Genomic DNA, 11486 nt, shown 5'->3' on the forward strand with positions numbered 1-11486 from the left:
CTCCAGTTGCCTGAGTTCAAGGCGATAGACTCGATGAAAGCCATGGCAGATAAGTTGCTGTCTTGAATTCGCAAATAGATAAAACAGCAATGAACAGGAGTGTATATAGACTCATCATAGAAACTTCTGGCAATTATCCAAGCACCTTAAGCGACTTCTAACACAACTTTGACTGTGTAACTTCATGGTAATTTCGACTCAAAACGCGAGCGAAGTGGGAACTTATTGCGGTAAGTGTTTTTGAGCGTAACTCACAATTGCTTGCGATATCTCTTGCAGCACTCCAGTTTCCAACTGCCAGTGATGCCAATAAATGCGATAAGACATCAAAAAGCCAGGTGTAATATCGATAAGCTCCCCTTTCTCCAGTTCATCGGTGATCTGTAGTCGAGGAATCAAGCAATAAGCGACTCCAGCTAACGCCATTTTGAGGAAAGCTTCAGAACTACTAATGTTGTGATGGATGACACTATCCGGTCTGACGTTGAAGTGCTCCGTTAAAAACTTCTTATGCAGATCATCGTACTGATCGTAGGAAACCGCTGGTGCTTTAGCTAACGTTTGATTGTTCACGCCTTCGGTAAAATAGCGCTGATAGAACTCAGGGTTAGCGACACAAACATAATCGATGCGCCCTAGGTAATCCGCTCGACAACTCGGTATGGCTTGTGATTCTAAACTTATAGCCCCTGCTACCTCACCACTTCTGAGCTTTTCAATCGATCGTGATTCTCCGTAGATCGTCAACTTAAGTTCAACTTGGCGATGCTTCATCACATCTTGTAAAGCCGGTAGTAACCACGTTGCTAAGCTGTCGGCATTAGTCGCGAGTGAGAGCTGAACGGGGCGAGTTGTGGTGTCGTTTTTTAGCTCAGGAAGGATTTCATGCTCAAGCAACCTGACGCGACGATAAAGCCCGAGTAGCTTCTTACCAATTGGGGTTGGCTTTGGCGGTTGCTCACGTATAAGTACCGGTTGGGCAAGGTACTTCTCAAGCTGTTTGATACGTTGGGAAATGGCTGATTGCGAAACAAAAAGGTGCTCAGCAGCTCGGTCAAAACTGCCCTGATGAACTACCGCATCTAACGCTTCTATCCATTTATAATCCAATCCTCGCACGTGTTTTTCCTCCCTAATAAACGCCAACAGCACTAAATAAGTAACGCTAATAATATATTAAAATCATTAATTATACTTATTTAATGAAAAGCTTTATCTTCCCCTCCTCTATTGTTCTATTACTAATGTTGAGGTGTGTTGTGAGCTTTTGGGTGTTATTACAAGGATTCGGTTTAGGTGCGACCATGATCATTCCAATCGGTGCGCAAAATGCGTATGTACTTAACCAAGGCATTAAGCGTCAACATCATCTAACGACTGCGACCATCTGTAGCATCCTAGATATGATTTTTATCTCGCTCGGTATTTTTGGTGGCGGCGCGATTCTCTCGCAAAATGAAATCCTACTTACCTCAGTCACTTTAGGTGGTATTGCCTTCTTAAGTGTTTACGGTTTACTGTCACTAAAAAGTGCATTCAAAGCAGCAAACGCCTCTGAATCGAATGGTGAAGTCGTCGCACGAGGCCGTCGCACCGTAATTCTTGGCGCACTTGCCGTCACAGTGTTGAACCCGCACCTGTACTTAGATACCGTAGTGATCTTAGGTTCAATTGGTGGTCAGTTTGAAGGCAATGATCGCATCGCATTCGCTATGGGCACCATCATGGCTTCCTTTGTATGGTTCTACACGCTCTCATTAGGTGCGGCAAAATTGGGGCCAACGCTCTCAAAACCAAAAGTGAAAAAAGGCATCGATATTGCGGTTGCTACTATGATGTTTACTATCGCTTTTGTACTTGCGAATGAGTTAGTCACCAAATACTGGTAAAGATAAATAGGAAAGAAACACGACATGGAGTCACTGGAAAAAATCCATCAAATCAATCGAGAGCGATTCAACGCGCTCTCCATCCCCTTTCGAGAGTGGCAACATGAAGCCATTCTCGACTTCGAAACCGATGTCAAAGTTGCCGCACAACTCGGCTGGACTGGCACTCATACTAAGAGCCTTTTTCTCAAGCTAAAAGGACAAGGTTACGCAGTATACCTGACTGACAAAGACTCTCGTTTAGACTCCAAACAAATCAAAATTATGACTGGTAAAAGGCCTTCTATTTGCAGCGACGATGAAATGATTGAGCAGCTAGGTTGTGTACCTGGCGCAGTTTGTCCTATTGGCTTACCTGAGCATGTCACCATTATCGTCGACACGGCACTCTACCAGCATGATGAGTTGCTTTATACGCCAGGTTTACCCGAATTAACCTTTGGCTTTGCAGGTAGCGAACTTAAACGTCTGCTCCTCGCTGGCAGTAACACTCTGTTAGAACTTTAGAAAATCCGGATATAAAAAAAGCGAGGCCATTGCCTCGCTTTTTCATGTTCTCAATCGAAGGGATTAAGCTTCTACTTTGTTCAAATGAACATCCATTTGTGGGAATGGAATTTCGATGCCTGCTTCGTCCAACGCTTCTTTGATTGCTTGAGTTGAATCGAAGTAAACATCCCAGTAATCAGACGTTTTACACCATGGACGAACCACGAAGTTCACTGAAGAGTCTGCTAGTGCTAGGACACCGATTTGGATTGCAGGATCTTTCAGGATACGCTCATCTTTTTCTAGCACGTCACGGATAACTTGCTTAGTTTGCTTAAGATCAGCGCTGTAAGAAACACCGATAACTAGGTCTACACGACGCGTAGCGTGGCGAGAGTAGTTAGTGATTGCGCCGCCGATAACTGATGAGTTCGGCACAACAACCATTTTGTTGTCAGGTGTCTTTAGTACAGTTTGGAAGATTTGAATTGCTTCAACACTACCAGCTACACCACCGATTTCCACATAGTCACCAGACTTAAATGGACGGAATGCAACGATTAGCACGCCAGCAGCAAAGTTAGATAGTGAGCCTTGTAGAGCAAGACCAACAGCAAGACCAGCCGCACCAATTACCGCAACTACAGATGCAGTTTGAACACCTACACGACCTAGTGCCGCAATCAATACAATAACAAATAGAAGGTAACGAACTAGACCGTTGACAAACTCAACAACCGCTTTGTCCATTTGTTTCTTTTCAAGCACTTTTGAAACGCTGTTTGCTACCGCTTTAACGATAATGTTACCGATAAATAGGATCAGCAGTGCAGAAATGATGTTTACACCGTACTGAATAAGAAGATCTGAGTTGTTATTTAGCCACGTTTCCGCTTTGCTCAAACCATCCGTTAAAGAGGTATCGATACCCATCGATTCACCTGCCATAATTCGTATCCTCAAAATAAAGATATAAAAATCTAATTGCCGTTAACTTATGAACCTTGTTTTTTATAGGTTCTTATTCACAACAACATCCCTATTGTTTTCCTGAACAGTGTCAGATTTTTGGCACAATATCTCAAAACTGAAATTTTGCAAAGTCAGAGTTTCGCAAAGACCTACAAAACAAAGCTTTATCAGAATTTTCCGATATTGGCATGTTACAGAGTACGCAATGGATTTACATTTCGCCACACTTTTTAATTGCTTTTATGCCACTTGGTGCGGAAATGCGCTGGGTTTCGAAATTTGCGCCAAAACTGAAGGGATATGAAGTGCGGTGATCATATAGCAGTTGATTGAGTTATCAATTGCTAAAAGAAAGAGAATGGTCGCTGTCTCATTGATTAGACATAAAAAAACCCGCTCGAAGAGCGGGTTTTTAGAAACTCAAATAAGACGAATTATAGTACGTCGATTGCGTTTAGGTCAGAGAATGCTTTCTCTAGACGAGCTACCATTGAAGCTTGACCAGCACGCAGCCATACGCGTGGATCGTAGTACTTCTTGTTTGGCGCAGATTCGCCAGTTGGGTTACCGATTTGACCTTGCAGGTAATCAAAGTTTTCTGCAGAGTAAGTACGGATACCATCCCAAGTTGCCCACTGTGTATCAGTATCGATGTTCATTTTGATAACACCGTAGCCGATAGACTCTTGGATTTCAGCTTCAGATGAACCTGAACCACCGTGGAACACGAAGTTTAGAGCGTTTGGTGCAATACCGAACTTCTCTGCACAGTATGCTTGAGAGTCACGTAGGATAGTTGGAGTTAGTACAACGTTACCTGCTTGGTAAACACCGTGTACGTTACCGAAAGATGCTGCAATAGTGAAACGTGGGCTAATAGCGTTTAGTTTCTCGTATGCGTAAGCAACGTCTTCTGGAGAAGTGTAAAGCTCTGATGCGTCCATGTGAGAGTTATCAACGCCGTCTTCTTCACCACCAGTACAACCTAGTTCGATCTCTAGAGTCATACCCATTTTCGCCATGCGAGCTAGGTATTTGCCAGAGATTTCGATGTTCTCTTCTAGAGACTCTTCAGAAAGGTCGATCATGTGAGAAGAGAATAGTGGTTTACCAGTTTGAGCGAAGAACTCTTCACCAGCGTCTAGCAGACCGTCGATCCATGGAAGCAATTTCTTAGCAGCATGGTCAGTGTGAAGGATTACTGGAACGCCGTAAGATTCAGCAACTGCGTGTACGTATTTTGCACCTGCTACAGCGCCAAGGATTTGTGCACCTTGACCTTCAAGTTTCACACCTTTACCAGCGAAGAAACCAGCACCGCCGTTTGAGAACTGAACAACAACAGGAGCTTTAACTTTCGCTGCAGCTTCTAGAACACCGTTGATTGAGTCAGTGTTAACAACGTTAACTGCTGGAAGAGCAAATTTGTTCTCTTTTGCTACTTCAAATACTTTCTGAACGTCATCGCCAGAGATAACACCTGGTTTTACGAAGTCGAAGATCTTAGACATGGATGTAATCCTATTTATCTGTCGTTTTATAAACAAAACTTGTTAAATTGAAAATCTTGCAAACGTTTGCTCACAACTGAGGCTATTTTAGCAGAGTTCCTCTCGCGTTGCAGCAAACAAGAAAGCGGGAGAGGAGTCCCGCTTTACTGAATATTACTTAGCGCGTGCTTCTAGCATTTCAACTGCTGGAAGAACTTTACCTTCTACGAACTCAAGGAAAGCGCCGCCGCCAGTAGAGATGTAAGATACGTCAGCTTTGATACCGAACTTGTCGATAGCCGCTAGCGTGTCACCACCACCAGCAACAGAGAAGCCTTCAGAAGATGCGATAGCGTCAGAGATACCTTTAGTACCAGCTTCAAAGTTCTTGAATTCGAATACGCCTACTGGACCGTTCCATAGGATAGTCTTAGCGTTCTTCAAAATTTCTGCTAGTTCAGCAGTTGAATCTGGACCAAGGTCGAAGATCATGTCGTCGTCTTGTACTTCAGAAACGTGCTTGATTTCAGCTTCTGCGTTCTCGTCGAATGCTTTCGCACATGCAACGTCAGTTGCTACTGGAATTGCACACTCGTCCATTAGCTTCTTAGCTGTTTCAACTAGGTCTGCTTCGTATAGAGACTTACCAACGTTGTGGCCAGCAGCTGCGATGAATGTGTTAGCAATACCACCACCAACAACTAGTTGGTCAGCGATTTTAGATAGAGACTCAAGAACCGTTAGCTTAGTAGAAACTTTTGAACCACCTACGATAGCAACCATTGGACGAGCAGGCTTGTCCATTGCTTTACCTAGTGCTTCTAGTTCGTTAGCTAGTAGAGGACCCGCACATGCTACGTCTGCGTGCATGCCTACACCGTGAGTAGATGCTTGTGCACGGTGAGCGGTACCGAATGCGTCCATTACGAAGATGTCACATAGAGCAGCGTATTGCTTAGACAGTTCTTCTTCGTTTTTCTTCTCGCCTTTGTTAAAGCGAACGTTTTCAAGAACAACTAGCTCACCAGCGTTTAGTTCTAGACCGTTTAGGTAATCTTTCGCTAGTTTAACTTCGCAATCTAGTGCGTCGTTTAGGTAGTTAACTACTGGTTGTAGAGAGAACTCTTCAGCGTATTCACCTTCAGTTGGGCGACCTAGGTGAGAAGTAACCATTACTTTAGCGCCTGCTTCTAGACAGTGCTTGATAGTTGGAAGAGATGCGATGATACGTGCATCAGAAGTTACTTTACCGTCTTTTACTGGCACGTTTAGGTCAGCACGGATAAATACACGTTTACCTGCAAGATCCAGGTCAGTCATCTTGATTACAGACATGATGTGTCCTCTCAAATATTAAATAATTAAAGTTTTTAAAAACTCGGCAATCCTGCCAAGCCCGTTAATTCTTCAAACTGGTTATTGATATGGAGATACGTCAGATTTATTTCAAGGCTTAAAATAAAAAATTTCTCCATCGCTTCCTCACCATTAAGGCTCCACTTGTGAAGAAGCTTGCATTGCTAAAGCGGTATCCAGCATCCGGTTAGCAAAGCCCCATTCGTTATCGCACCAAACAAGCATTTTTACGAGTTGCCCGTTGCTCACTCGAGTCTGAGTTCCATCCACAATGGCACTGTGGGGATCATGGTTAAAGTCGATGGAAACGAGCGGCGATTCAGTATAGTCAACAATGTTACGTAATGTACACTGAGATGCGTTAACAATGGTTTGATTTACGTCATTAACTTTCACATTTGTACTAATTGTGACACTTAAATCCATCGCGGTGACGTTAACTGTCGGAACTCGAACCGAAATGGCTTCGAATTTGTTGGAAAATTTCGGGAAGATTCTTTCAATTCCCTTATGCAACTTAGTATCGACAGGAATGATGGATTGGCTGGCAGCACGAGTACGACGTAAATCATTATGATAAGCGTCAATCACCTGCTGATCGTTCATTGATGAATGGATAGTAGTAATGGTGCCCGACTCAATGCCAAAGGCTTCATCCAAGACTTTAATGATAGGAACGATACAATTCGTCGTACACGAGCCATTAGAAACAATGCGATGCTCGCCTTTTAGCGTTTCATGGTTCACGCCATAAATGATGGTGTTGTCGAGGTCATTTGCACCAGGGTGAGAAAACAGGACTTTCTCTGCACCTGCTTCAATATGAGCTAAACCATCCGCTTGTGAGCCAAATACGCCAGTGCAGTCTAAGACAATATCGACCTCTAGATCGCGCCATGGCAACAGGTCGATTTCAGCGAGGTGAAGGATTCGAATGGGGTCATATTCACCACTGTCATGATGAACATAAAGATGCTCTTGATCGTGAGAGATTTTCTTTCCGAAGCGGCCATGACTAGTGTCATATTGCAGAAGATGGGCCATTGCTTCCGGTTGTGCAAGCTCATTGACAGCGACAACCTTAATTTGTTGATGTTTACCGCTCTCATATACTGCCCGCAGTACATTACGACCGATACGTCCAAATCCATTGATCGCAACCTTTAGCATTTCTCCCTCGCCTCACCAAAAATTCGTGTCACAGATAGTACCTGATACGAAGGCAGAACGCATTAAGTAAGTGATCTCACTCGCGGTAAACTATCTTTTCACTTCACGATACATTCACATTGCCAATATATTCATTTCTGACCTCGCGTATTTCACTTGGCACTTTAACTCCTTGTTTGATCATCAAAAGGAAATGCGTATGTCAGGTTTTCCCGCTGCTCACTTTTGTCAGCGATGCAATAAAGAAACACCACACTCTGAAGTGCTGGTCCGCAAGCCAAGTCGTTATGATACGGATAAATCGATTCTTGGAACGTTAAAACTTTGGGCTCATACCTTGCTAAATGGCGGTCACTATTACGATATGGATCGCTATGTCACTTGTAAGGAATGTGGGCACAAGGAGAGAGACAACTGGGGAAAAGAATTTGAATAGGTACAAAAAAACCGAGCATTAACGCTCGGTTTTTCATTTATAACGTGAAATTACGCTAGCAATTCTTGTGCTGTGTTCACTACGTTTTCTACAGTGAAACCAAACATTTCAAACAGCTGGTCAGCCGGCGCAGACTCACCGAAGGTTGTCATACCTATGATGCGGCCGTCGAAACCAACGTACTTGTACCAGAAGTCAGCAATGCCCGCTTCTACCGCGATACGTGCCGTTACGTCTGATGGTAGTACAGATTCACGGTAAGCAGCGTCTTGCTTGTCGAATGCATCTGTTGATGGCATTGAAACAACGCGTACTTTCTTACCTTCAGCCGTTAGTTGCTCAGCAGCTTTCACTACTAGCTCAACTTCAGAACCTGTCGCGATTAGGATTAGCTCAGGCTTACCATCGCTGTCTTTCAGGATGTAAGCACCTTTTGCGATGTTCGCAACTTGCGCAGCATCACGATCTTGTTGCGCTAGGTTTTGACGAGAGAAGATAAGTGCAGTTGGCGCATCTTTACGCTCAATCGCCAGTTTCCATGCTACTGCAGATTCAACTTGGTCACATGGACGCCATGTACTCATGTTTGGAGTCAGACGTAGTGAAGCCATTTGCTCAACCGGTTGGTGAGTTGGGCCATCTTCGCCAAGGCCGATAGAGTCGTGCGTGTAAACTTGGATGTTCTGAACTTTCATCAGAGCAGCCATACGCATAGCGTTACGAGCGTATTCCATAAACATTAGGAATGTTGCGCCGTAAGGAACGAAACCACCGTGTAGCGCGATACCGTTCATGATCGCAGTCATACCGAATTCACGTACACCGTAGTGGATGTAGTTACCAGAGAAGTCGTTCGCTTCTAGAGACTTAGAACCTGACCACATGGTTAGGTTAGAAGGCGCTAGGTCAGCAGAGCCGCCCATGAATTCTGGAAGCATTTGACCAAACGCTTCTAGAGCATTTTGAGATGCTTTACGTGATGCAATGTTCGCTGGATTAGATTGAAGATCCACAATAATTTGGCTCGCTTTTTCTTCCCACTCTGCAGGAAGTTCGCCGTTTAAACGACGTTTAAGCTCTGCCGCTTCTGCTGGGTAAGCCGCTGCGTATGCTTCAAACTTCGCATTCCAAGCTGCTTCTTTCTCAGAACCTGCTGGTTTTGCATCCCACTCAGCGTATACGTCTGCTGGAATTTCAAATGCTGGGTGTTCCCAACCTAGGAACTCACGTGCTGCTGCGATTTCGTCTGCACCTAGTGGCGCACCGTGACAGTCGTGTGAACCTGATTTGTTTGGAGAACCAAAACCGATGATGGTTTTAGTACAGATCAACGTAGGACGAGGGTCTGCTTTTGCCGCTTCAATAGCAGCATTGATCGCTTCAGAATCGTGACCATCTACAGCAGGGATAACGTGCCAACCGTAAGATTCAAAACGCTTAGGAGTGTCATCAGAGAACCAACCTTCTACGTGACCGTCGATAGAAATGCCGTTGTCATCCCAGAATGCGATCAGTTTGCCAAGGCCTAGTGTACCAGCAAGAGAACAAGCCTCGTGCGAGATACCTTCCATTAGACAGCCATCGCCCATGAACACGTAAGTAAAGTGGTCAACGATGTCGTGACCTTCTTTATTGAACTGTGCCGCTAGCGCTTTCTCAGCCATTGCCATACCAACCGCGTTGGTGATGCCTTGACCTAGAGGACCAGTCGTTGTTTCGATACCTGGTGCGTAGCCGTACTCTGGGTGACCAGGAGTCTTAGAGTGAAGCTGACGGAAGTTTTTAAGATCGTCGATAGACAGCTCGTAACCGCTCAGGTGCAGTAGAGAGTAAATAAGCATAGAGCCGTGGCCGTTAGACAGCACGAAACGGTCGCGGTCTGCCCACTCTGGGTTAGCTGGGTTGTGGTTTAGGTGAGAACGCCAAAGAACTTCAGCGATATCAGCCATACCCATAGGTGCGCCTGGGTGGCCAGAGTTAGCTTGTTGAACACCATCCATGCTAAGAGCGCGGATTGCATTTGCCAGATGTTTACGAGAAGACATGTCTGCTCCTGAGTGCATTAAGCGAATTGATAAAGGAATGTGGGCGCTTTTATCTTACTAAGAAGGGATAAAAGCGCCGCAATATTCTCTCAGAGCCAAATTCTGACTGCAAACGTTTTACTCACCATTTTTGAGGTTTTAACTCAATCTTTTCGCTGATTGTCTGCATTTTTCTATAAATTCATCATCCTTCAAGCAAACGATTGGGTAATAAGTCAGATGAATTGGATTGGAAAAAGAACTTGTAATTCGAACACGGCAATTTAAAATAGACGTCTAGATGTAGAAACACCTACAAACTGTATTGTATTTTTCGTGGCAAGCTTGCGTTAGTTGGCCATGAGTAAACCTTAAGATTGGAGCTATCATGGCTAAGCACCTGTTCACTTCTGAGTCGGTATCAGAAGGTCATCCAGATAAAATCGCAGACCAAATCTCTGACGCAGTTCTTGATGCAATTCTTGAGCAAGACCCAAAAGCACGTGTTGCTTGTGAGACTTACGTTAAAACCGGCATGGTTATGGTTGGCGGTGAAGTAACAACGTCAGCATGGGTTGATATTGAAGAAATCACTCGTGAAACTGTTCGTGAAATTGGTTACGTTCACTCTGATATGGGCTTCGACGCGAACTCGTGTGCGGTTCTAAACACCATCGGTAAGCAGTCTCCAGACATCAACCAAGGTGTTGATAAAGCAGACCCTAAAGAGCAAGGCGCCGGCGACCAAGGCATCATGTTCGGTTACGCAACAAACGAAACTGAAATCCTAATGCCAGCTCCAATTACTTACTCTCACCTACTTGTTAAGAAGCAAGCTGAAGTTCGTAAGAGCGGTAAACTAGACTTCCTTCGTCCAGATGCGAAATCTCAAGTAACGTTCCAATACGACCAAGGTAAGATTGTTGGTATTGATGCGGTTGTTCTTTCGACTCAGCACTGTGATTCAGTAACAACACCAGACCTACGTGAAGCAGTAATGGAAGAGATCATCAAGCCAGTATTGCCTTCAGAGTGGATCACTAAAGACACTAACTTCTTCATCAACCCAACCGGTCGTTTCGTTATCGGTGGTCCAATGGGTGACTGTGGTCTAACTGGTCGTAAAATCATCGTAGATACTTACGGCGGTGCAGCTCGTCACGGTGGTGGTGCATTCTCAGGTAAAGATCCATCGAAAGTAGACCGCTCAGCAGCTTACGCGGCACGTTACGTAGCGAAAAACATCGTAGCAGCTGGCATGGCTGACCGTTGTGAAATCCAACTTTCATACGCTATCGGTGTTGCTGATCCAACGTCTATCATGGTTGAAACGTTCGGTACTGAGAAAGTATCACACGACATTATCATTGAAGCGGTTCGTCAAAACTTCGACCTACGTCCATACGGCCTACAAGAAATGCTTAACCTGCTTCAACCTATCTACAAGCAGACAGCAGCATACGGTCACTTCGGTCGCGAAGAGTTCCCATGGGAAGCTACAGATAAAGCAGCTATCCTACGCGATTTCGCTGGCATCAAGTAATCGAGCCACACAAGAATCGATAAAGCCCTCGCCTTTGGCGGGGGCTAATTATATGGTCCGCCTCACTCTCAAGCCCTACGCTTAGAGTAGGCTCTCAGAACGAGGTGAACCATATGT

General features: G+C 44.7%; 10 protein-coding genes. 4 read left to right on the forward strand and 6 right to left on the reverse strand.

Annotation, left to right across the window (positions count from 1 at the left end; genetic code table 11):
• Positions 1–222 precede the first annotated feature (222 nt).
• On the reverse strand, positions 223–1119 hold the full coding sequence (locus OQJ86_RS17740; RefSeq protein ID WP_038870328.1) for a LysR family transcriptional regulator ArgP: 897 nt from the start codon (positions 1117–1119) through the stop codon (positions 223–225).
• Between the two features lie 140 nt (positions 1120–1259).
• Between OQJ86_RS17740 and OQJ86_RS17745 the strand changes: the two genes are divergently transcribed.
• The gene (locus tag OQJ86_RS17745; protein ID WP_039976408.1) at positions 1260–1889 is read left to right on the forward strand and encodes a LysE/ArgO family amino acid transporter; all 630 of its coding nucleotides are present in this window, start codon (positions 1260–1262) and stop codon (positions 1887–1889) included.
• A 24-nt stretch (positions 1890–1913) separates the two neighbouring features.
• Positions 1914–2396: a YbaK/EbsC family protein gene (locus OQJ86_RS17750; RefSeq protein ID WP_038870332.1), complete on the forward strand. Its 483-nt coding sequence runs from the start codon at positions 1914–1916 to the stop codon at positions 2394–2396.
• Between the two features lie 63 nt (positions 2397–2459).
• Here the strand turns inward: OQJ86_RS17750 and mscS are convergent, their stop codons facing one another.
• The 4 genes from mscS to epd all read right to left on the reverse strand — a co-directional run bounded on the left by mscS (position 2460) and on the right by epd (position 7366).
• Entirely contained in the window at positions 2460–3326 is an 867-nt protein-coding gene (gene mscS / locus OQJ86_RS17755; protein WP_038870334.1) for a small-conductance mechanosensitive channel MscS, read from the reverse strand.
• A gap of 458 nt (positions 3327–3784) precedes the next feature.
• Entirely contained in the window at positions 3785–4861 is a 1077-nt protein-coding gene (fbaA, locus tag OQJ86_RS17760; protein ID WP_038870335.1) for a class II fructose-bisphosphate aldolase, read from the reverse strand.
• A gap of 153 nt (positions 4862–5014) precedes the next feature.
• On the reverse strand, positions 5015–6175 hold the full coding sequence (locus tag OQJ86_RS17765; RefSeq protein WP_038870336.1) for a phosphoglycerate kinase: 1161 nt from the start codon (positions 6173–6175) through the stop codon (positions 5015–5017).
• Between the two features lie 153 nt (positions 6176–6328).
• Entirely contained in the window at positions 6329–7366 is a 1038-nt protein-coding gene (gene epd / locus OQJ86_RS17770; RefSeq protein ID WP_038870338.1) for an erythrose-4-phosphate dehydrogenase, read from the reverse strand.
• 199 nt (positions 7367–7565) lie between these two features.
• On the opposite strand from epd, the gene OQJ86_RS17775 reads away from it, so the two are divergent.
• The gene (locus OQJ86_RS17775; protein WP_042602349.1) at positions 7566–7802 is read left to right on the forward strand and encodes a hypothetical protein; all 237 of its coding nucleotides are present in this window, start codon (positions 7566–7568) and stop codon (positions 7800–7802) included.
• A 50-nt stretch (positions 7803–7852) separates the two neighbouring features.
• On the opposite strand, the gene tkt is transcribed toward OQJ86_RS17775, so the two are convergent.
• On the reverse strand, positions 7853–9847 hold the full coding sequence (gene tkt, locus OQJ86_RS17780; protein ID WP_265988801.1) for a transketolase: 1995 nt from the start codon (positions 9845–9847) through the stop codon (positions 7853–7855).
• 367 nt (positions 9848–10214) lie between these two features.
• Here tkt and metK point away from each other — a divergent pair, with 367 nt between their 5' ends.
• Entirely contained in the window at positions 10215–11369 is a 1155-nt protein-coding gene (metK, locus tag OQJ86_RS17785) for a methionine adenosyltransferase (protein WP_038868143.1), read from the forward strand.
• The last annotated feature ends 117 nt before the right edge of the window (positions 11370–11486 follow it).

The sequence above is a fragment of the Vibrio sp. Sgm 5 genome (assembly GCF_026241575.1).
Classification (GTDB): Bacteria; Pseudomonadota; Gammaproteobacteria; order Enterobacterales; family Vibrionaceae; genus Vibrio; species Vibrio jasicida.